This is a genomic window from Verrucomicrobiia bacterium (genome assembly GCA_023953615.1).
GTDB lineage: Bacteria > Verrucomicrobiota > Verrucomicrobiia > Limisphaerales > JADLHS01 > JADLHS01.
On sequence record JAMLJH010000002.1, the window covers coordinates 1,570,074 to 1,591,990 of the forward strand.

The 21,917-nt window shown below is 58.1% G+C and carries 16 protein-coding genes; 1 reads left to right on the plus strand and 15 read right to left on the minus strand.

Annotated elements, in window-relative coordinates; genetic code table 11:
* Positions 1–21 precede the first annotated feature (21 nt).
* The 14 genes from M9920_16695 to M9920_16760 form a co-directional block, all read right to left on the minus strand.
* A complete protein-coding gene (locus tag M9920_16695; protein MCO5053917.1) occupies positions 22–1,755 on the minus strand; it encodes a M3 family oligoendopeptidase in 1,734 nt (577 codons plus the stop codon).
* Positions 1,756–1,795: 40 nt separating this feature from the next.
* A complete protein-coding gene (locus tag M9920_16700) occupies positions 1,796–2,662 on the minus strand; it encodes a cysteine peptidase family C39 domain-containing protein (GenBank protein ID MCO5053918.1) in 867 nt (288 codons plus the stop codon).
* Positions 2,663–3,223: 561 nt separating this feature from the next.
* On the minus strand, positions 3,224–5,158 hold the full coding sequence (locus M9920_16705; GenBank protein MCO5053919.1) for a hypothetical protein: 1,935 nt from the start codon (positions 5,156–5,158) through the stop codon (positions 3,224–3,226).
* Positions 5,159–5,359: 201 nt separating this feature from the next.
* Entirely contained in the window at positions 5,360–6,163 is an 804-nt protein-coding gene (locus tag M9920_16710; protein MCO5053920.1) for an alpha/beta hydrolase, read from the minus strand.
* Positions 6,164–6,514: 351 nt separating this feature from the next.
* The gene (locus tag M9920_16715; GenBank protein ID MCO5053921.1) at positions 6,515–7,327 is read right to left on the minus strand and encodes a nucleotidyl transferase AbiEii/AbiGii toxin family protein; all 813 of its coding nucleotides are present in this window, start codon (positions 7,325–7,327) and stop codon (positions 6,515–6,517) included.
* On the minus strand, positions 7,294–7,551 hold the full coding sequence (locus M9920_16720) for a hypothetical protein (GenBank protein MCO5053922.1): 258 nt from the start codon (positions 7,549–7,551) through the stop codon (positions 7,294–7,296). Before M9920_16720 ends, M9920_16715 begins: the two co-directional genes overlap by 34 nt.
* 844 nt (positions 7,552–8,395) lie before the next feature.
* The gene (gene aspS / locus M9920_16725; protein MCO5053923.1) at positions 8,396–10,297 is read right to left on the minus strand and encodes an aspartate--tRNA ligase; all 1,902 of its coding nucleotides are present in this window, start codon (positions 10,295–10,297) and stop codon (positions 8,396–8,398) included.
* 251 nt (positions 10,298–10,548) lie between these two features.
* Positions 10,549–11,904, minus strand: a complete 1,356-nt coding sequence (locus M9920_16730; protein MCO5053924.1) for a hypothetical protein — start codon at positions 11,902–11,904, stop codon at positions 10,549–10,551.
* A gap of 189 nt (positions 11,905–12,093) precedes the next feature.
* Complete coding sequence (locus M9920_16735; protein MCO5053925.1) at positions 12,094–12,903, minus strand: DUF1559 domain-containing protein; 810 nt, start codon at positions 12,901–12,903, stop codon at positions 12,094–12,096.
* 157 nt (positions 12,904–13,060) lie between these two features.
* Entirely contained in the window at positions 13,061–13,876 is an 816-nt protein-coding gene (locus tag M9920_16740) for a prepilin-type N-terminal cleavage/methylation domain-containing protein (GenBank protein ID MCO5053926.1), read from the minus strand.
* 279 nt (positions 13,877–14,155) lie between these two features.
* Positions 14,156–15,478, minus strand: coding sequence for an MFS transporter (locus M9920_16745; protein ID MCO5053927.1), 1,323 nt, complete (start codon positions 15,476–15,478; stop codon positions 14,156–14,158).
* Positions 15,479–15,493: 15 nt separating this feature from the next.
* Positions 15,494–16,834 carry a glutamine synthetase family protein gene (locus M9920_16750; protein ID MCO5053928.1) on the minus strand — a complete coding sequence of 447 codons (1,341 nt, stop codon included), beginning with the start codon at positions 16,832–16,834 and terminating at the stop codon, positions 15,494–15,496.
* Positions 16,835–16,854: 20 nt separating this feature from the next.
* Positions 16,855–18,285, minus strand: coding sequence for an aldehyde dehydrogenase family protein (locus M9920_16755; protein ID MCO5053929.1), 1,431 nt, complete (start codon positions 18,283–18,285; stop codon positions 16,855–16,857).
* Positions 18,282–19,436 carry an iron-containing alcohol dehydrogenase gene (locus tag M9920_16760; GenBank protein ID MCO5053930.1) on the minus strand — a complete coding sequence of 385 codons (1,155 nt, stop codon included), beginning with the start codon at positions 19,434–19,436 and terminating at the stop codon, positions 18,282–18,284. The genes M9920_16755 and M9920_16760 overlap by 4 nt, the downstream gene beginning before the upstream one ends.
* A 135-nt stretch (positions 19,437–19,571) precedes the next feature.
* On the opposite strand from M9920_16760, the gene M9920_16765 reads away from it, so the two are divergent.
* Positions 19,572–20,675: a haloacid dehalogenase-like hydrolase gene (locus tag M9920_16765; GenBank protein MCO5053931.1), complete on the plus strand. Its 1,104-nt coding sequence runs from the start codon at positions 19,572–19,574 to the stop codon at positions 20,673–20,675.
* A 66-nt stretch (positions 20,676–20,741) separates the two neighbouring features.
* On the opposite strand, the gene M9920_16770 is transcribed toward M9920_16765, so the two are convergent.
* Positions 20,742–21,755: a response regulator transcription factor gene (locus M9920_16770; protein ID MCO5053932.1), complete on the minus strand. Its 1,014-nt coding sequence runs from the start codon at positions 21,753–21,755 to the stop codon at positions 20,742–20,744.
* Positions 21,756–21,917: the final 162 nt, after the last annotated feature.

Consider the following 21,917-nt stretch of genomic DNA (forward strand, 5'->3'; position numbering starts at 1 on the left):
CGCACGCTGGTGCGACTCATTTTACGCGTGCAGTTTCGTCAACTCGCCCCGGAGCAATTCCACGAGCGGTTTGATGATGCTCGCGTCAAACTGAAACCGACACCCGGCCGCGGCGAACAGTTCGGGTAATGGCCGCGATCCGCCCAACGCCAGCGCGGCCTGGTAATCGTGCAGCGCCTGACGCCGATCGCGTTTGGAATTCGCCCAGACCTGCAACGCGCCCAACTGCGCGATTCCGTATTCAATGTAGTAAAACGGGTAGAGGAAAATGTGCAGTTGCCGGTGCCATAAATGGGTGCGCGCCGCTTCATAACCGCTCCAATCCACACTGCCGCCGAAGCGATCCATCAATTCATTCCACGCCGCGCCGCGGGCGGTCCGATCGTGTCCCGGATGTGTATAGAGCCAATGTTGAAACGCATCCACCGTGGCAATCCAACCCAGCACGCTGATGATGCTCTCCAGATGCTCGACCCGGGCGCGGCGGATTTCGTCGCCCGTGTAAAATTCGCCGAGGAATTCATTACCAAGCAGTTCCATGCTCATGGACGCCACCTCGCAAAACTCGATCGGCGCGCTGCGGTAGGCGAGCAAATCCTCGCTCTGCGCCGCCAGCGCGTGAAAGGCGTGTCCTGCCTCGTGCAGCAACACTTCCACGTCCCGCTTTTGTCCGACTGCGTTCATGAAAATAAACGGCAGCCGCGCTTCGTTCAGCGTGGATTGATAGCCCCCCGGCGCCTTGCCCTTGCGATTGGCCAGATCCAGCAGCTTTGCCGTACGCAGTTTGGCAAAACCGACGGCCAGTTGCGGGTCCAGCCGGTCAAAAATCTTTTGCGTGCGCGTGATCAACTCCGCCACGTCCGTGAACGGTTTCAACGCCGGACGTTGCAACGGATCCACCGCCGTGTCCCACGGCCGCAGCCGTTCCAGCCCAAGTTGTTGCCGACGGCGTTCCTGCAAGTCCCGCAACACCGGTACGACCTCCTGCGCCACCGCCTCGTGAAACGTGACGCAATCCGCCGGGGTATAATCGAAGCGGCCCTTGGCGCGAAAGACGTAATCGCGATAGTTGCGGAAACCCGCGTTCCGCGCGATCTGTTGCCGCAGTGCCAGTAACTGCTCCAACTGTGTTTCAAACGCCTCCCGCTCCTCCAAGCGGCGTTGCGCCACCAGCGTCCAGGCCTCCTCTCGCAACGGCCGATCCGGTTCTTCGAGATACTTCCCCATCGCCACCAACGTGCGTTCTTCTCCCTGAAACGTCACCGTCAGCGCCCCGCTCAATTTCTGATACTGCTGACCGATTTTGGCTTCCTCGGTTTCCAGAGCGACGTTTTCCTCGCGGAACAGTTCGACCAGATTTTTCACGCTCCGAATCAGCACCTCGAACCGGCGCGACGGCAGTTGACTCCGCTGCGGATGCTCGATGAAGGCGCGCTCCAGTTGAAACTGTCGCGTTTTGAGCTGCGGCTCGATCTCCTCCACGAATTGCAGGTAACGCTGTTCGGCTTCCGGATGATCCGTGTGGCACGTCATCGCGATGTAACGGCGCGATGCCTCCTCATCTACGGCGGCGCTCAATTCACTCCACGCAATCAGCACTGCTTCCAAATCCGCTGCCGAACGCGCCAGCGCCAGCCGGTCCTCCACCGCGTCAAACCACGGCGCCATCCGCGGCCAATCCGTAAAGGTTAAATCTGCCGGAATAAACTGGCGCGGCTTGAACGGCGGCAACTCCCCAAAAGGCAATAAATCCATGACTCCAGCATAAGCGAGCGCGTCGGGTCGCAAAAGAATTTCAACGCGGCGGGTTTCCAATTGGCGCCGAATCAGTGGTCGGCGCGGCAGGGGCGCGACGTAAAACCACGCCCACATAGCGCCAGCGTCGGGCAAACTCGTCCCGGGACAGAATGGTTTTCCCGCTCAACGGATCGCCCACCACGACCTGATCGTCATTCACCGCCAGAATCGCCACGTAGTGATCCAGCATGAAACTAAATTTGACCACCGCCAGCGTAAGATCGGTGCTTGGCAATTCATCCACGCTCTGAAACCCACGAAACTCACTGAGTAATCCGTCCGTGCCGTACTTTTCCTGCAAGGCTCGGGCGAGAATGTCCGGGGGCGTGCCCGTCGCCGTGCTCGTATGTGCAAGAATGGCCAGTTCGCCTTCCTCCGCCGGGAATCCCAACCGACGCAATGCCGTCACCGCCGCGGCGGGACCACAGTTGTAATCATTGCTCTGGCGACAAATACCATCCTCGTCCAGGCGGGTCTTCAACTGCGCGAGATAACTGCGATTGAACGCTGGAGCGAGGAACGGCCACACGGACACGAAAGCAACCATCACCATCATGAGGATGACAATCAAAACGCGGGCGCGTCGGCCGGAGATTCGGGATAATGGCGTGGTCAACACCATTGCGGCCACCAGGCCAACCACCGCGAATTTGTTTCGCCCCATCATCATCCAGGCGAGGGGTGGTTCGACCGCGAGCGCTGGATGGCGCGCGGCAATTCCATAAATGACGATCAACCCCAGCGGGAGACAATAGCCGAGCACCCAATAGGGTCGTCGCAACCGGGAAAACCAATAGCCCAACCCGGCTCCCGCCGCCGCGAGCAGGGCCACCGCCACCGCTTCAATCCATGGAGTCCAGTGCATGCGTTTTGGAGCAGTTGATAAACCGCGCGATAACCACATTCATTTCGAGCCAGCAGCCAGCCAGCGAAACAACGAAATAATAGCTGCGAACAAAATACCGGGAACAATGGCACGCCGGAAGTCGCCGCCAGAGACAATCCCTCCCCACGCCACTAAAAAATAAATGCTTGCACAAACAAACCAAACTACGTTCCTGAGATTCATAGAGTTGGCATAGCGCTTTTAATGTCGCCGTAAATTTGATGGAACACGGGATTCATGCTGTTACTTCTGTCCAAGATTTCGCGTGGTTGGCGTATTTCGCAGTGGTGTTCATTGAATGTTGTGCCCGTTTCACGTCCGCCTATGGATTACGTCAAGCGTACTTCGTAGCAAAGAAATGACGCCATTTGGTATGAAGGCGGACGCCCACTTCAAACCACGCGCGGACATCAAACTGACGACCGCCCTGAATTCATGAACGAGCATACGCGCGGCAGCGCTTTGGACTGCGACAACAAAACAGCCCGCCGTTTCCGGCGGGCTGTTGGAATTTTCGCCTGGTTTCAGCGATCTCGGACCTTAATTCGCAGTGACCGAGAAGACATCCGCAAACGCACTGGTCTGACCGCCGCCCACCGCGCTGGGTGCTGCCACGCGATAGAACGAAGCGCTGGCGTTATCATCAAAGATCGCCGGACTCGCAGCCACCTGGGCAATCTCAGTGTAAGGACCGTTGGCCGTTGCCGCGCGAACAACGCTATGCATCGGCACGACATCGGTGAAGTTGATGGTGGTGGTCGAACCACTCCGTTCAAACGAACTTACCGTCGGGACTTTGGCCTCCTTCATATAGGTGGCGGTGATGGTGATCGAAGTGCCCGCTTGAATACCGAGGCTGGCAACATTGAAGGTGAATTCACCCGCCGTCGAATTGGAATCCGCCGCGGAATTATCCTCAAAACTGCCAAGATGCTTTTTGCCCTGCGGCACGCCGGCCAAATCCCCTTCCGGATCCGATTCATACACATCAATGATCACCCGTGAAACGCTCGACAGCGGCACCCCACACGTGCCGGAAATCGAGCTTACCGTGGCAGCGGTAATCATGGGCTTAAACGGATAGGGTGACGTTTCATCAATAAACTTGTTCAGAGTTGTGTAACCCATACTGTCATCAATCATTGGGAAGCAGTTCACAAAGGAATTGCCGCGCATCAGAATCCAGGCATTGTCGTCCGGCGCATTCCAATTGACGCTTATCCCGATGGAATCATAAACCGTATTGGCCTCGAGTTCGTCACTCACGCCATCGAAATTGGAACCGAACCGCATTTTGCTCTTGCCGCTCAAGTTCATTTCGTCAACCGCCCAAGCCGTGCCGGTTTTCGGACGGGAACCATCCCGTTCCAAACCGTACGTGTTTCCAGCGATAACAAACACCTTGTCACTCGTTCCATAGAACGTCGGTCCGCCATAGACAAACAAGTTTCCTTCCTCGGCATCATTGACGCCGTCGCCATCCGTTCCGATGACGATACTGGGCACCTGGGTGTCATTGTACCGACCAATCTCCGACGGGGACGGGAACTCGGCCGTACCAAGGTATTGATTGCCAGCCACCGTGCAACGCATCCCTTCGGCAGCGATGCTGTATTCAAAGGCTGACAGCACGTTGAACTCGGCGCGCGGATTAGCTGCGCCCGCTTTCACGCCAATGGTCGCATTTTCCAAGTTGGGCAATTCCGGACGAGCGCCGCCGCTGGCGTCACGGTGGCGGAACGCCGTAATTGCGGCGCCGCTCCGGGCGAATTCGTGCGTGACCGGATCCACTCCGACCCAGCAACCGGAAATATGCAATCCCCGGCAGGAACCTTGATCGTATTCCCACCAATTCTTGACGTTGTTATCCAGACCGTAATCCAGCGCCACGGCAATTCCATACTCGGTGCCGGTTTCCTGACCCAGGAGAGCCAGCCCTTTGATGGTGACATTCTGTGCGCGGTAAACCCCCAAAATGGCTACTTCACCCGGCTCGTACGGATCCGTATTTTCCTCGCCATAACCTGCGCGTTCACTGGCCATGGCGGAATTGTTGATCGCCGGATCGGAAGTGATCAGGGTGCCGTAATTGGCATAGGCCATATCGCGAAAGTTATTGTTTGGCGCTCGCGCGTCCAAAATAATCTTGATCACCGCGTTGTTCGTCTCCGTGATGGGAGCGGTGTTTACCGCCGACCCCGGCTGGCTGTAGCCGTCAATGGTCAAATTGTCCTTGATAACCAAGGGAAACCCTTTAGCCGGCGGATAAATATAATGCGGCCCGGCTCCTGGGATATTGAAGACAATCGAGTCGGACGGATCCGTGCTGGCATCCGCATCTCGAATGGCTTGCGAGAAGCTGCCCGCTCCATCAGATGCGGTGGTGGTAACGGTAAAGGTCGCCGCAGAGGCAACCCCGGTGAATAACACAACGCTGCACGCTGTGACACAGGTTAGGATTTTGGTTTTCATCATTTTATCTTGGTTTAGGGACAACGGCGATATTAAAAGCTCAAGTGGGTAATGCAACAACTATTTTGGGAAAACATGAAATTTCTTCAACGCCCTCGCGGGAAGGCCGGTCACGACCGGTTTCGGCCTCGTGGTGACGTTCAACCGTCCGTAGAAAAACTGATCGCGGCGGACCGGTGGTCGGGCAATCACCATGGTTCAACCTCACCGATCAGAGGGGTGCATCAGGAAGTCGAAGGTGTCCCGCCACCACTCGGGAGGGTGTTCCGTGGCTTCATTGTGCGCGGCTCCAGAAATCACCTGCAACTGCTTCGGCCCGGCATAATTTTCATAGAGCCGCTCGCCAAACTTGGGCGGGATGGTTTGATCGGCTCCCGCAATCACAAATTGGATCGGCTGACGATAATCCCGCAACCAGGCGGCGGGACGATAGCGATCACGCAGGAAAAAATAGGGCAATAACCAAGGCATACGGTTCTGTGCCAGAGCCGGCAAACTGTCGTACGGCACAAACATCACCATTCCGCTCACTTGCTCCGGATGGCGCCGTGCCAAATGCGCCGCGGGGCCGGTCCCGAGTGATTCACTGACCAGATAAGTGGATCGCCCTTGCGGCAACGCAGCCAGCGCCGCTTCAGCCGAACGCAACCAGCTTTTCAGGCTGGGCCGCCCGCCACGCGCGCCATAACCGGGATATTCCAACACATAAACGTCCGCGGGCGTCGCCTGACTGATGGATTGTGCGAGATAGCCACGGCCGATTGCCGCTCCGCCATTGCCGTGCAAAATCAAGACATTCCAGGTTGCGTCATCAGATCGGACATATTTCCATCCCATCATTTCACCTGCGGAATTGGTCCAAAGACTGAAGCCACGTTCCCGCGCCAGAGCGGTTTCTTCCGCCAGCGAATAACGCGCCGGGTGATAAAGCAATTTACGTTGCCACGCGCAGCCGCATAGCACGAGCAACACATAGCCACACAGCAGCGCCAGCAGAAAAGAAGTCACACGCGATCTCCTCCGCCCCTGACGCGGCCTCGTTCCTGATTTGAGTGAATTCGCATCCATTCGTGATTCACCCCTGCCCCTCCACGCGTTTTGGTTGGGGAACGATTCCGCCTCGCCGCAGCTCCGCATCGGGCAACGCCGGGATATACTCAAGCGGACAACCAACTTTAACGCGATTCATACCGCGCAGCTTACAACCAGCGCCCTCCCAAAACCAGACCGATTCAGCCACAGATGAATGTGGATATCACAGGTGGCGGGTGAAACCCTACGCCGCTTTTCCAGCGCCAGCGGTGCTGAAGTCTCTACGGCAACGACTTTGTCCGAGCGGCGAGCACGGATGCCTTGACGCTACAGCTCCAACCCATGCACCGTCGGCCAGCAGCCGCGCACGGACGGCGCGTGAATTCGCAACGAGGAATCATTGCCGATCCAGCCCGGTTGGCCCGCCGCGTCCACAAACGCCACTCCAATCGGTAGGTCCGGTTGCTCATCCGCCACCCGAATCATCTCCGCCTCCGCCGCATCGCTCATTTCAATCCACGCCATCTTGAGTTTCACCGGGTCGAGCGCGCGGGCTTTGATCTTATCAAGTTCCGTCGGGCTGACCTTGGCAAACCGTTTCATCATTTTGATCAACGAGAGCGGGCTGAACCCGGGGTCCTTGCCGCACGCCGCCCAACAGATTGCCGGCAATGGAAAAGTTTTGTGCAATTCCACGATGTCCACGTAATCGCGCGTTTCCGTGCGGGCGGACAGTGCCAGTGCCTTGTTGGTTGCCATGTCGAACAGGTGTAGTCGCCAGCCGAGCAGCGCGTCCCGTTCGATCGGGAAGAAACGAAAAGCCGAATCAGCCGCCCAATCTATCTCCACGGATTGCTCGCCGCGCCGTACTCTTGCTTTGCGAAATGTGGCATCTTCTTTCCACTCATTATTTCTTGATGACGTGTCCACCTCAAAGCCCGCGCGCCGCAAACTTTCCACATCCCGATTGCTGGCGCGCGTGACTTCCCCCGCCAGTTCATGGAAAATGTCGAAGTCATGCGAGAACCGCGCCGAATCGTCCGTGGCATTCAACACGATCCCGCCCGCGAAATGGCTTTCCTCGCTCCGATTCGCTGCGAGAACCGCTAGGATATCTTTTTGTAAAGTGGTGAGAGGCATCGGTGTAATTCCTGGGCGTCCCACCAAGCGCGGCGGTCGCCGTATTCACGGAGGTGTTCCACCACCAGGCGTACATCTTCAAGGTGGCGAATGCTCGCTTCTGGATGCCAGAACCAAAAGCACTCGGGATGATCACGCACCAAGGCAGAGGCGCGCTGGCACAATTCCGGCGGCGCCGGTGTGGGCGGCGGGAACTCGCGCATTTCATCAGGCTCGGCGGCCATGAAGCCAACGTAAGAACGTTCCGGCTGCCGGGCAAGAACTCCTTGCGGCTACGTCCGGCTTCTTCACCTTCACCTCGATGTAAAGTTCGCGCAGTTGCTTCGGTGAAACCGTGGAAGGCAATCACGTCGCGGATGTCCAACGCATCAGAGAGCATCCCATTCTTCCAACGAAATGGCGCGCCCCAGAATGGCTTCCACCTGTCGAAGCAACATGCGGAGTTGCGGAACATAGTATTCCCCAGACATTAGCGTTTGCTTTGGGGGTTGCACTGGCGGGTGAAGTTTTTGGAAGCAAGATTGAACCAATCGGTCGCGGGAGGGTTTCTTCTCCATGCCCTGCTATCGCCAACGATCACCTAAACTTCGCTTCCAATTCGTCCCGGCCCAGCGGCAGCCCGGCAGGGTTCAGTCCGGCGGACTTTCATTGGTCACAGCAGCGAACGGTGACAACCCCTCGCCAGCGGCTAAATCCGTGAAGATTCAACAACGACAGCCACCTTTCTCAGCGCCGTTAGGCATGACATATTTGTAGAAACGTCCGCGCCAAAATCACCAGCTCTGTAGGAGCGACATATTTCCGCCGATGCCGCTCCTACGGAGCTTGATTCCATTTTAGGTTTACGAACTACAAAGATTCCGCGCCTACGGCGCTGAAACAATCATCCATGTCCGCCCGCACCAACGACGTTTTGGACTGCGGCGGGAAGCGTAGCGCCACGCCGCTTTTGCACGCACGAAAGCTGTCCGATTAAAGAAGCCTTTCCGCCCGCCCAAAAGCGCTGTCGCCACTACACTCTGCCAGCACACTCCATGACGCTTTTCGCAAAGTTCGCGTCTTTTGCGGTTACGCTTTCGACACAGCGGGCACTTCAGGCTTTTTCACCTTCACCTCAATGTAAAGTTCGCGCAGTTGCTTCGGTGATACGGTCGAAGGCGAACTCGTCATCAAATCCGTGCCTTTCGCAGTCTTCGGGAAGGCAATCACGTCGCGGATGCTCGGCGTGCCGCAGAGAATCGCAATAAGCCGGTCGAAGCCCAACGCGATGCCTCCATGCGGCGGGGCGCCGTAACGGAACGCTTCGAGCATGTAACCAAAGCGCAGCTTGGTCTCGTCCGGTGGAATCTGGAGCAGTTCCTCGAAGATGGTCTTCTGCACCTCGGGTTGATGGATCCGAATCGAGCCGCCGCCCAGTTCAATGCCGTTGACGACGATGTCGTAATGCTGGCCGCGCACCCGCTTCGGGTCGGTTTGCAACAGTGGAATATCTTCCGCCACGGGTGCGGTGAACGGGTGATGACTGGAATACCAGCGGTTTTGTTCGCGGTCGAAACCGAGCAACGGAAACTCAATCACCCACAGGAAATTGAACCGCTTTGGATCAATGACCAGTTTCCCCTGCGCTTTCAAAATATCCGCGCAATAAAGCCGGATCTTGCCAAGAATCTCACAGGCGTTCAGCCATTGGTCCGCCGCGAATAAAATCAAATCGCCTTCCTCGATGTTTAACTTCCTGGTCAAGGCTTCCTTCTCCGCCGCGCTAAAAAACTTCACGATCGGTGATTTCCATTCGACCGGTGGCTGCGACGCCTCCGTCGCACCGGCAGCAGAGGCGCTACCGTCACCTTTTGGCGACGCGGCGGCGGCGCCACTCGCACGCTCAACTTTGATGAAGGCCAGTCCTTTCGCGCCGAAACTCTTGGCGTATTCCGTCATGGTTTCAATCTGCCCCTGGGTGGCGCCCGCCAGTCCTTTTGCGTTCAACGCCTTCACCACGCCACCGTTCGCAATCGCGCCGGAAAACACCTTGAACGTGCTCGCTTTGAATTCCTCGGTGAAATCCACCAGCTCCAGGCCAAAGCGCGTATCGGGTTTGTCTATACCGTAGCGATTCAGAGCTTCAGCAAATGAAATACGCGGGAAAGGCGTCGGCACGTCCACCGCCAAAGCCGTTTTCCAAATGCGAGCGAGCAAGCCTTCAATGAGCGCGTAAATGTCTTCCCGATCAATGAAGCTCATCTCGATGTCCACCTGCGTGAACTCCGGCTGCCGGTCCGCGCGCAAGTCCTCATCGCGATAGCAGCGCGCGAGTTGAAAATACTTCTCCACGCCGGCCACCATCAGAATTTGTTTGAACTGCTGCGGCGACTGGGGCAAGGCGTAAAACGTGCCCGGCTCGCGACGGTTCGGCACCAGAAATTCGCGCGCGCCCTCCGGCGTGGATTTGAACAACGTGGGAGTTTCAACTTCCAGAAAACCTTGTTCATCCATGAACTGGCGCGTCGCAATGGCCACTTTGGAACGCAGCCGAAGGTGGTGCGCCATCTCGGGCCGCCGCAAATCCAGGTAGCGATATTGCAGGCGCGTGTCCTCCGCCACTTTGGCCGCCGCCTCCGGATCATCAATCTGGAACGGCAACACGTCCGCCATGTTCAACACTTCAAGCGACTGCACGGCGACCTCGATTTCGCCCGTCGGAATCTTGGGATTGTTCGTGCCATCCGGTCGCTGGCGCACTTTACCAGTCAGGCTGACCACGCACTCGCTGCGCAACGCGGCGGCGCGCTCGAAAAGGGCAGCCGGCAAATCCGAAGGATCAAATACGGTTTGGGTGCGGCCTTCGCGGTCGCGAACGTCAATAAAGATAAGCCCGCCGAGGTCGCGGCGGGAATGAACCCAGCCGTTCAAAGTAACCGTTTGTCCGATGTGCGTCGGACGCAATTCATTGCAATGATGTGTGCGTTTCATGTCTGGTGGGAGTTCAGGCGCTTGCCCGCTCCGAAGCGCGAAGATCCATCACGTCAACTCCAGTTGGGGTTCCGGTTGGCTCCACGCGGATGGGCATCATGGCCGGGATTCCGCCTGATTTCAAAAACATTCTTATTCGATCAATCGGCGCAGCGCGCGATCCGGGAGAATTTACTCACACGACTCGGCCCGCCGCTGGAATTACCTTTCCCTGGTCCGAACCGAAGTCATCACGTGAGCATGCCCCGACGTTACTTCAACTCGATCGGGTTCGCGTAAACCCACGGCACCCATTCGTCCCGGACTTTAAGCTCCGCCTCGACGCGATATTTCCCGGGACTCGAAGGCGTCCATTCACATTGCCGCCCTTCCAACTGCTGCACCGCTTCCCCGTTTCGCAGAATCGTAAAACGACACGGCAACGGCGCCAACGCGCGCAGTCGGGTCACAGGGTCAAAGGGAAGCGATTCCCCCATCATCGCCTGACCCGAGTTGTTTTGCGCCAGCCACCGAAACGTGGAACTGTCCGCCATCATGTCGAAGCCAATAAACACCCGTCCGACGCGCAACGCATCCAGCACTGCGGCTTCGCTCAACTCCCGCGCCAACACATGCGTATTCACAAAGCGCGCGGAGCGTTCATAGGGATCGAGTTGAACGTGGAACAGTTTTCGGTTCACCTCCAAACGGCCAAAACTGAGTCGCGCCAACGGACGGGTAAACCAATTCAAGGAAAACTCCGCCAACACTTTGGGACTCGTGTCTTCGATGCGGATCGTATCCGCCGCCGTGTAAAAGGCCCGGAGGCCAACATTCTGATGGCAATCATTTCCCGCCGTGCCCGTGATGTGTCGCGTGAGATTCAACTCATCCCACCGCTGGAGAAAACGCGTGGGCCGGTTAAACAGCTTCCGGTACACATGATCGGGATAGCGTCGCAAATTCACAATGGCTTCCGGCAAAATCGCGAACAAGCCGCCACGCAACCGTTTGAGGTCGCTATGGATGTTGTAAATCTCCATGCCGGTCAGCTCCGGCAGTTCCCAGACGCGCGGCTCTTCCGGGTGCGCGAAAAACAGGACGCCGCCGTTGGTTACGATCTGCTGCGCCAGAACGGGAATCTCCGTTCGATTGCTCAACACCACTCCCGGGGCAACACCGAATGGCATGACGCCATCCCGCATTTCAAAACCGGGAATGAACAGCTTCCCGCCGTGCAACCCGCGCCATTGCGCGTTAAAATCCGCCCGCCCGTCGGTGCAATGATCGCTGAGTCCAATGAAATCCAAACCCGCCACGTCGAGCGCCTGGAGAATCGCCTCGAAAGACATCTCGGAATCGTGCGAAAGATGCGAATGGGAATGTAAGATCCCGCGATACTCAGTCCAGCCCGCGTCATTGGTGACGGCCTGACGTTCGGCGCGCAACTCCTGCCACGCCGCCGCTTCCCGGGGAAAGCGAACGAAATGATCGTAAAGCGCGACGCGCAGCCAGAAGATCACCACCAAACCCAATAAGATTACGAGGTAGGTACCCCAACGAAGCGTTCGCCCCAACCACCGGCGCCATCGCTTCGGCGACGCGCCCTTCGCCTTGACTTCCTTCATAGGCCGAAAAGCATGACGACTCAACGGGATTTGTCACGCCTTCCCTGGAGCGGTCTCCACCTTAAACCACGATCAAACCCACTCCATCCGCTCGGAGGAATTCACGGCTCACGGCGACGCTGGAAGGACGGCTTCAAGTTGAAACCGGTGGCTGACCGGCGGCGAGACGGAAGCGAAGCGGAATCTCACTCAAGGATTCACCCCGTAACCGGGAAGATGCTGCTGGATGCGATCCAAGTCCGACCATTCATCGGGGAAAGCGCCGCGGCCGCGCGTCGGAGGATTGCGCTTGGGCGATTTCCATTTCCAAAACTCGACGTGGCCGTCCGCCAGGGAAACAATCAGGCCGTTATTATGACGGCGCCCCGGCAAATCACCCCATTCGCGTCTCGGATAGGCGCGCAAGCCGATATTTCCGTCATTAATAAAATTGCGATAAGTCTGGCCGGTGAAATTTTCCTGTTCCTCCATGAAAACGAGCGCCTTGGCCGGCTTGGGATCATTGAGTGTGGAGTATTTTTTCCCGACGGGCGGCATGAAATTAACCATCGAAAAACTCCGCGTTGTGCGGTACTTCTGGTCGCCCTTGACCACCATGAACTTGTCATCCGGGCAGACATAAATCGCGGTGGATTTATTGTAAGGAAAGAGCACCCCCTGCTCGATGTTGGTCGTGTTGATGTCCACTTGCACGTCCCCGTAAATCCAAGCCTCATAACCCGGAATATCTTTCATGTTGGGATTGAGTCCCGGTCCGTTCGGAGTGCAGGTGTCGTTGTTGTCATGCGCGTACATGATCCAACACAACTGCAACTGCTTGAGATTGTTGAGGCACATGGTGCGTTGCGCCTTTTCTTTGGCTTTGGACAACGCGGGGAGCAACATCGCTGCGAGAATGGCGATGATCGCAATCACCACCAACAATTCAATCAGCGTAAAGCCAAAATGCTTTATTCGGGTCGAAGCTGAACCTGGTCGGAGACATTTTTTTGTCTTCATATCGTGATTACGCTTTGGCGATTGTTACCGACAGTTTATACAAATCCGCTGACCTGCAAGCAAAATTTACCTGCGTTCCCTCGGGATTCGCGCCACGCTCGAACCCAGCTCCCCAGCCCGCCATTTCCGCAGCGGGGGGTTACTTCCCAAGATTAAATCAGCGCAACCGCGTCGAGCGTTCCATCAACCAAAGCACGTCTTCATTGTTCGCCGACACCACGTTCAAGGGCAATCCCTGACCCGATCGGAGCGCCGGCATCGTCCGCGCATCCTTCCAACGTCGAATTTCCGAGTGACCATCGGCAAACGACAGGCCGCCCGCCTGCCCGTGGTAACTGGCCGGATAATCCACCAGCATCCACTGGCCTGGATTCGACGGATAGCCAAACATGCTCACCACGAATTCACCATCGTTAATGCTGTCCTCCCGTTCATCCAGGAAAACCCACGTCATGGCCGGGCCGGGACTGGTGAGGTCGCTCATCTTTTTGTAAACGCGAAATCCGGACGGCGCGAATCCCGCGATGTCCGTACTATCGAACCAGCCGTTCATGGAAATACTGCGAACTCGCGGCACCAACTGGCCCGCATTGGGACCGGCAGTCGCTCGCGCCGTAGAGCGATCACCAGGACATCGCCAGATGCCCAAATTATTACCGCAGTAGGGCCAAAGCAGACTTTTCATGAGGTCCGTTTCCGGATTCCAGTTGCTCGGATTGGCCAGGTTGAAATTGAGTTTGCCATTCACCCACTGGTTGGGGCCATAGGATTGCGGCACGCGATCTTGATTATCATCCACGTAAAGCCGCCACGCGAGCATGATTTGGCGCCCGTTGTTCAAGCACGAAATTCCCTGGGCTTTGACCTTGGCCCGGCTCAAGGCCGGCAACAACATGGCGGCTAAAATGGCGATAATCGCAATCACGACCAGCAACTCAATCAGTGTGAAACCGCCCCGCTGGGCAGGCGTCATTGATCGCCGGGTCTGAGAGTAGCTATACAATTTCATCACCTCGATACTTGGTTTGCTGAACAAGCTACGTCAGGACTTCGTAGGCAACAAGCCAATTTTCCAAACCTCCCGTAATCATTCCGCGCACGGCTGTCCACTCGTGGCTCGCGAGCGCGAGCGATCGGCTGGGGTGCGGACTTACGTCTGCGATCCAATGATTCACTGATCCGCCGCAACTGCGGAGGGCCGTTGGGAATAATGACAACCAAGGTGGATGGAACCGCGTTTGTCTGAGTTGCTTTACTTCGCGCCTTTGGGGCGCGCATTCCAGATGGATACCATGAAACCAGCGGCAACCAACACCAACCCCGCCAGCACATAGAAAACCAGATTCCAGTTGCCTCGGGACAGGTCGCGCAGCCAGCCGATCCCGGCGCCCGAGAAGATTGAGCCGAGCGCGCCCAGGCACATGGTGAATCCGGTGGCGATTGAAGCGGCGCGCGGATGACTGACGTCAATGGTGGCAGCGCCGCTCATCAACATGTCCGGGCCGTAAATCATGAAACCCGCCAACCCCAACATCACGGTGGCCAGAACCCATGCGCCTTGCGGCACGAAGGCGAAGCCCACACAAACCACGGCCAGGCCCACTTGCATGATGGCGCAGACCGGCGCGCGCCGCTTGCCAAAGAGGGCGTCGGACATCCAACCCGCCGTGATGGCGCCGAGCGAGCCGATCAATGGAATGGCCACCGCAGTGAAGGCGCTGCCCTTGATGGAGCGGCCTTGAAAATCGGCCATGTATTGCACGCTCCAGTTCATAAAGGAATATCGAACCGCGTTCATGCAGAAAAAGCCGATGCCCAGAATCCACAGAATCCGGTTCGAAAAAGTGAGACGCAAAATCTCGCGAAGCGGCAATTCATCAGCCGACGGGGTCGCCGGGCCATTGGCATTCGAAGGCGCGGCCTCGTGAATATCGTCGCGGACGGCGGGCAAGCCGGCTTCCTCCGGGGAATTGCGCAAGAACAGGTAGAAAACCACGGCGAATGGGAACAACACCATGCTGGGCACCCAGAAGGCGGTGCGCCAACCAAAGGATTCACAGAGCTGCCCGGCCAGGAGCCACGAGGCGACATTGCCGACGGTGTAACAGGTGGAGATGAGTCCCACCACGGTGCCGCGGCGTTTGGAGGTGGTCCAATTGGCAATCGTCTGCACCACGAGCGACCAGCCGGCGGATTGGGCGCAGCCATTGATGGCCCACAACACCAGCATGACGCTGAAGGAGGAGGCAAAGGCAAACAACAAGTTGGTCAAGGCGGCCATCAACAGCGCAATCGTAATCATCCGCCGGGCGCCAAATCGCGCGCACAAGGTTCCATTCACCATCTGCCCGATGGCGTAGAAGATGGCGTACGTGGAAGGGATCATGCCGATGTGCGTGCTCGACCACGTGGGGAATTCCTTCAGGATCAGTGGTTGGGCAACGGCGAAATTAACCCGGCACAGGTAATAAGCGGCATACGCCCCCCAGAGCAGCCAGAAGATGCGCGTCTGCCAGGAACGCAGCATCGTCTCACCAGCGGGTGATGCTTTGGCGGAGGGCGCGGAATCAGTCATGTGAATTGAGGCGGATTAGATTTGTTCAAAGTAACGGCGGCGCTCCCAATCCGTCACCGAAGTTTCAAACGCCTGAACTTCCAACCGCGCGGTATGGACATAAAAATCCACCACTGCATCACCGAAAGCCCGGCGGGCCAGTTTGCTGCGATCAAGTAAATCCGCCGCCTCGCGCAAGGAAGTGGGCAGCGCCTTCAATTTTTTATCTGCATAGGCGTTGCCGACATATTCGTCGCCGCAATCCAATGCTTCATCCACGCCCGCCAATCCCGCCGCCATCATCGCGGCAAACGTCAGATACGGATTGGCATCCGCGCCGGGCATCCGGTTTTCAATGCGGAACGAGTTGCCGTGCCCCACCACACGGAAACCAACCGTGCGGTTGTCGCGCGACCAGGCCATCCGCGTGGGCGCCCAACTGGCGGACTGATAGCGTTTGTAGGAATTGATGGTGGGCGCGAACAGATAACTCAGCTCCGGTGCGTATTTCATCAAACCGCCGAGGAACTGGCGGAAGCATTTCGTGCCGCCGGTTTTCGCGTCCGCGAATAAATTCCGCCCCCCACGCCACAGACTGATGTGGATGTGACAACTGCTGCCCACTTCGGAATGCCAGGGTTTGGCCATGAACGAAACCGCCTTGCCCTGTTGCGCCGCCATCTCCTTCAATCCCTGTTTGAATAACACGTGCATGTCGGCCATCGCCAATGGTTCGTCATACACGAAGTTGATTTCATGCTGGCCGCGACCCCACTCGCCCTTGCTCGATTCCACCGGCACCCGCGCGGCGGTCATGGCGTTGCGCACCGCGCGCAACAGCGGTTCGTCCCGCGTGGGCTGCATCGTGTGGTAATCAATCCGGTAATCGCTCGAGGGCAACAGCTTCTGATAATCACCGGCAAAAGCGTCCTCGTACGTCTGGTTAAAGAGGAAAAACTCCAACTCACTGGCGGCGGCGGCGTGCCAACCGCGGCGGGCCAGCGCCTCGATTTGCGCGCGCAAAACGGAGCGCGGCGCCTCCGCCACCCGTTGCCCGTCTGCGTGGAGCGTATCACAAATGGCCAGCGCCGTGCCCGGTTGCCAGGGCAACACCCGCAGCGTGGCGAAATCGGGGCGAATTTCAAAATCGCCATAACCCTTGTCCCAGTTGGCCAGTTGAAAGCCATCCAGCGGATCCATTTCCAGGTTCACGGTGAACAGGTAACTGCAACCGTGGGTGCCCTGTCGCGCGTGCTGGCGGAAAAATTCGCCCGTGCAACGCTTGCCCACCAATCGGCCAAAGACGTCGGGGAACGCCACAATGACCGTATCAATCTCGCCGGTTTTTATCTTGGCCAACAACTGGTTCAAATTCATACGCGCTATTGAGTCCTGAATTATTCCGCCACGTAAACATTTTTCAACTCCGTATAACCTTCGAGCGCCGTCATCCCGAGGTCGCGCCCGATGCCGCTTTGCTTGTAGCCGCCGAACGGCGCTTCGACGTGAACGCTGCTGTGCGAATTGATGCTCAACACGCCGCTCTCGACCCGTCGCGCCACCCGCAACGCCCGGCGCAGGTCGTTCGTCCAGATCGAGCCGCTCAAGCCGAACGGTGAATCGTTCACCGCTTCCAGCATGGCCGCTTCGTCGTCAAACGGCGTGAGACAAACGACCGGACCGAAGATTTCCTCGCGCCAACAGCGATCGGTCAACCCCACTTCCAGGAGCACCGTTGGTTCGAGGTAAAATCCCCGGGACTGCGGACGTCCGCCGCCGCACGCAAATTTGGCGCCGCGCTTCCGCGCGTCGGCCAAAAATTCCTCAACCGTTGCGCGTTGGTTCGCCGAAGCCAGCGGCCCCAACTGTGTTTCCGGTTGGGTGGGATCGCCGACGACGAGTTTTTTTGTCGCCGCCACGAAGCGTTCGACAAACTGCTCGTAAATTGGACGCTCAATAAAAACCCGGCTGCGAGCGCAACAATCCTGTCCCGTATTGGCAAACACGCTTAACGGCGAGGTGTCCGCAGCCAGTTGCCAGTCCGCATCGGCAAAGACGATGTTGGGCGATTTACCGCCCAGTTCCAGTGAGACTCGTTTGAAATCACGCGCCGCCAGTTCCATCGCGCGCCGCCCGACTTCAGTCGAGCCGGTGAGCGAAACTTTACGCACCTGTGGATGCGTAATGAGCGCTTCACCAATGGCGCCGCCCGGTCCGGGCACGATTTGTAAAACGCCCGGCGGCAAACCGGCTGCGTGCGCCAGCTCGCCCAGTTTAAGCGCGGTCAACGGCGAGATGGAGGCGGGTTTGAGCACGACACAATTCCCCGCCGCGAGCGCCGGGGCCGCTTTCCAACACGCAATGGGGAACGGAAAATTCCACGGCACAATGGCCGCGACCACGCCCAGGGGTTGTCGCAAGGTAAAATCAAAACCGCCGCGGGCCACGGGCAACGTCTCGCCGCCGAAGCGTGAGATCGCTCCGGCGTAATACTCAAACACGCGCGCGCCCAAACCCGCTTCGTCGCGCGCGTCACTGATGGGCTTGCCGATCTGCTGCATTTCGAGTTGGGCGATTTCCTCGAGGTGCTCGCGGAGTCGGTGCGCGACGGCAAACAGCATGGCCGCACGTTTGCCGGGAGCGAGATCGCGCCAGCCGTTTTTCCAGGCGCGATGGGCCGATTCCACCGCGGCGCCGGCTTCGGCTGCGTTCGCCGCCGCGACTTCGCACAAAACATTTTCAGTCGCGGGATTGATCAGTTGCGAACGTCGTCCCGATTGGGAGTCCCGATAAGCGCCGTCCACAAAAAGTTGCGTGGGATACTTCATAACACTTCAAGATAAAGCTGCCGGAAATCGTCGGCCGTCACCGGTACGACGTTGGTTTTGTGGCAGGGATCGGCCACCGCTTGAGTCACCAGGGCGTCGAGGTGTTCGCGTTTGACGCCATGGTCGCTCAACCGGGTGTTCAATCCGATGCGCTTCAGAAAATCGGCGATGAACTGGATGGTTTGCTGGTCCGCTTCCGCAGCGGCGACTTTCAACACCTCCAAACCGCAGGCCAGTCCCACGCGACGGTAAATTCCAGATTTGCGCGCGGCACAGAATTTCATGCCGGCCACCAGACAAAGCGCATTGGCCAGACCGTGGTGCAATCCGCAAACCGACGAGAGCGGATGCGCCAGCGAGTGGACCACGCCCAAATCTTTCTGAAAGGCCACCGCGCCCATTGCCGCCGCGACGAGCATGTGCCCGCGCGCTTCGAGATCGTCGCCGTGGTGATAAGCGCGCGGCAACGCTTCCACAATGAGCCGGATTCCCTCCAGCGCAATGCCGTCGCACATCGGGTGAAATTGTGGGCAGGTGAAACTTTCGATGCAGTGCGTCAGCGCGTCCGCACCGGTCGCCGCCGTCAACTTGGGAGGCAAACCGACGGTGAGTTGCGGGTCCAAAATGACCAGCTTGGCCAGCAGTTCGGCATGGAACAGCACCGCCTTGCGATGAGTGGAATCAAGCGTGACCACGGAACTGCGCCCCACTTCACTACCCGTGCCCGCCGTGGTGGGAATGGCCACGCACGGAACCAGATTGGACCAATCCGGCTCGTCGTAAAATCGCGACAGCTCGAATCCCGGACGTTTCACCAGCAGCCGCGCGGCCTTGCCAACGTCCAGCGGACTGCCGCCGCCGATGGCAATGACGCCGTCGCATTGGTGCGCCCGAAAAGCCGCCGCCGCATCGCGGACGTCCTGCTCCACTGGATTAGGATGCACGCCCGAAAACACAAACCAATCCTGGTCCTTCCGATCCGCGCCCAACGCCTGGGTGAGCGCTTGAAAAGCGGGGGTGTTCACCAAACCGGGATCGGTGACCACCAAGGGACGGTTCATTCCCAACCGTTCGGCGCGCGCGCGCAACCCCGCCACGGCGCCGGCGCCAAAAAGTGTTGGAGTGGGAAACGAGAAAGTCGTGATGTTCATGTGCCGCCGTGGTTTCTAAAGCAATCCAGTCTATCTGACAAGTCTCATACCCTCCCCCAAAAGGGCGATGGCACACCCGCGCCTTCCTTGTTACAAACCCGGGCGTTTGATTCACAACGGCCGACCAGGACGCCAATGACTGCCAAAAAAATTACCAAACCCCGCCGGGCAACAGCTTCGCCAGCCGCCGGAGCAGTAGTTCCGTGGGAACGCGGTGGGCGCGCGGCGGTGTGGAAAGTCATCCAACGCGGCGCGGGAAAAAATCTGCCCGTGGTGTTCGATTTCGATAACACCATTACCCGACACGATCTCGGCGAAGCGACACTGGCCTGCCTGGTTCATTCGGGACGATTGACGCCCAAAACGCTACCGAAGGGAATTTCACCCGCATTCCGCGCGGACGGCAAACCTCGACGCGACCTGAATTCCTTTCCGAGTTTGGTGGATTATTACCTGGCGCTGTTGCACCCGACCACGCATGGCCCCGCTGACCCGCGTCCGTATGCCACCAGTTACACCTGGGCACTGGAAGTCATGAGCGGGATGCGCGTGGCGGAGGTCGTGGCCGCAACGCGAAAAGTGTTGGCGCTGTCTCGAGCGAAAAAGCAAACGGCCATTCGCGTCACGCCGAAAGGCACGCCCATTCCAATTCCACGTTTTCACCCGGAAGTCGTGGAGCTGTTGGCGGAATTAATTCGGCACGCCTACGATGTCTGGATTGTCTCCGCCAGCAACGTATGGACGGTGCGCACCGCCGTGCTGGAGGCGTTGAATCCACTGCTGCGAGCGCGCGGCGCCGGCGGAGGCATCCGGGCCGATCAGGTCATCGGCGTTTCCTGTTTGCTAGCCGATACCAAAGATCGCCTCTACAAGGACTCGCTGCTGGTGCGCGAGAATCCCGAATACGCGCAACTGCAAACCCAGGCGCTCAACCAATTCAAACTCACCAACCGCCTTGCGTATCCGCTGCCAACTTACTCCGGCAAGGTGGCGTGCATTCTGGACGCCATCGGACGCCGGCCTTACCTCGGCGCCGGCGATAGTCATGGCGATCGAGCCATGCTGGCGATTTGCGACCATCAGTTGTGGGTCTCGCGAGATTCCGCCGCGCCCGAACAAGTGGCGGTACGACTCGTCCGCTCCGAATTCGAAAATGGCTGGCCACTGAATTATTTGCGCGAAACGATCGCGATAACCTCCGCGCCCAAAGCTTCCAAGCGATCTGTGAAAACGAGTTAAAATTTGGCGAGTGGTTTTGAGGTAATTGAGTAGCTCGAAATTCGCTGATCGCGCAGGCGACTTTCGCTACTTCTGAAAAAATTTCGCCACGGCCTCGGCGCGGGTGTGAACACCGAGCTTATCAAAGAGGCTCTTCATGTGCGTATGCACGGTCCACGAACTAATCCCCAGCAAGGCGGCCAGGCTTTTATCCGTATGCCCTTGGCGCAACCCCATCAACACATCGCGCTCGCGATTCGTTAACCTGGGAAAAACCTCCTCCGACGCGGCCCGCAGCCCAAACAACGTCCGCATGTGATGACGGATCCGCGACTCGACGAGTTCGCGTTCCGGCTTCCCGTCCGGCCATAAGCCAGAAATCGGCTCGAACAACTGCGCCGGTGGGCGACGTCGGTAATAATAACCGCCATCCACCCCGGTCACCGAATACCAGGCGTGTTCACTGTCTCGATAAATCCCGAACGGAAAACCAACCTGCTCCGGACATTCATTGGCCAGCCGTTCCTTGAGCAAATCGCTGCCCGTGGCGCAGGGCGGATTGTGAAACAACACCAACTCGGGGCGGGCGCGCTTTACATCTTTCAAAAAGTCGTTCACGGAATCATGCGCGCCAACGCACTCGAAATCCGGGAGCAGGTTGAGCCACTCCAACATTCCCCAACGCACGGAAGCTTCCGGCTCGTAGAAGATGAGTCGCGCTGACTGACCGCCGGGCTTTCGAATCAATGAAGGCTGCGCCAAGGCCGTAAACAGCGTGGCGTAAGTGCAGGTCAATGGGTTCGGCAACCAGAAAATCGCCAGGGTAAATTCACGGATGAATCGCGGCGTTGCCTCCTTCCAGCCAGATACCGCGATGGCGTGACGGATGGCTTCCGCTTTCGACTCCGCCGCCTTCCGCCGTCTCGTGCCCAAGGGAAAGAACGCGTAATGCCGCCCATACTTAATTCGCGCCGATAACTCGTCAGCGACCGCCGGGCGGAGGTCGGCCAGATATTTGCGTTGCACAACGGAGGCGACGCATTCGACATCGGGCGACGCGAGCGTGAGCTTCAAACTTGAGGCGCGTTTGGGTTTACGCATTGGCTGCAATCCATCGGCAGGACCTTTCCCCTGCCGACGCCAGCATCCACAAGATACTTAATGCGGGTCAAACCCTACTTTCCATTACTTTCACTGCGTTCGCCTATTCACCCCATCAGAGAGTCAGCATCGCCTGCCGAAAAGCTTCCCGGGCCAGCTTGT

What these genes read in the sequence shown, in the direction of transcription:
- M9920_16695 (MCO5053917.1), bottom strand. Translation starts at nt 1,755, where the DNA reads ATGGATTTATTGCCTTTTGGGGAGTTGCCGCCGTTCAAGCCGCGCCAG.
- M9920_16700 (MCO5053918.1), bottom strand. Translation starts at nt 2,662, where the DNA reads ATGCACTGGACTCCATGGATTGAAGCGGTGGCGGTGGCCCTGCTCGCG.
- M9920_16705 (MCO5053919.1), bottom strand. Translation starts at nt 5,158, where the DNA reads ATGATGAAAACCAAAATCCTAACCTGTGTCACAGCGTGCAGCGTTGTG.
- M9920_16715 (MCO5053921.1), bottom strand. Translation starts at nt 7,327, where the DNA reads ATGCCTCTCACCACTTTACAAAAAGATATCCTAGCGGTTCTCGCAGCG.
- M9920_16720 (MCO5053922.1), bottom strand. Translation starts at nt 7,551, where the DNA reads ATGGCCGCCGAGCCTGATGAAATGCGCGAGTTCCCGCCGCCCACACCG.
- aspS (MCO5053923.1), bottom strand. Translation starts at nt 10,297, where the DNA reads ATGAAACGCACACATCATTGCAATGAATTGCGTCCGACGCACATCGGA.
- M9920_16730 (MCO5053924.1), bottom strand. Translation starts at nt 11,904, where the DNA reads ATGAAGGAAGTCAAGGCGAAGGGCGCGTCGCCGAAGCGATGGCGCCGG.
- M9920_16735 (MCO5053925.1), bottom strand. Translation starts at nt 12,903, where the DNA reads ATGAAGACAAAAAAATGTCTCCGACCAGGTTCAGCTTCGACCCGAATA.
- M9920_16740 (MCO5053926.1), bottom strand. Translation starts at nt 13,876, where the DNA reads ATGACGCCTGCCCAGCGGGGCGGTTTCACACTGATTGAGTTGCTGGTC.
- M9920_16745 (MCO5053927.1), bottom strand. Translation starts at nt 15,478, where the DNA reads ATGACTGATTCCGCGCCCTCCGCCAAAGCATCACCCGCTGGTGAGACG.
- M9920_16750 (MCO5053928.1), bottom strand. Translation starts at nt 16,834, where the DNA reads ATGAATTTGAACCAGTTGTTGGCCAAGATAAAAACCGGCGAGATTGAT.
- M9920_16755 (MCO5053929.1), bottom strand. Translation starts at nt 18,285, where the DNA reads ATGAAGTATCCCACGCAACTTTTTGTGGACGGCGCTTATCGGGACTCC.
- M9920_16760 (MCO5053930.1), bottom strand. Translation starts at nt 19,436, where the DNA reads ATGAACATCACGACTTTCTCGTTTCCCACTCCAACACTTTTTGGCGCC.
- M9920_16765 (MCO5053931.1), top strand. Translation starts at nt 19,572, where the DNA reads ATGACTGCCAAAAAAATTACCAAACCCCGCCGGGCAACAGCTTCGCCA.
- M9920_16770 (MCO5053932.1), bottom strand. Translation starts at nt 21,755, where the DNA reads ATGCGTAAACCCAAACGCGCCTCAAGTTTGAAGCTCACGCTCGCGTCG.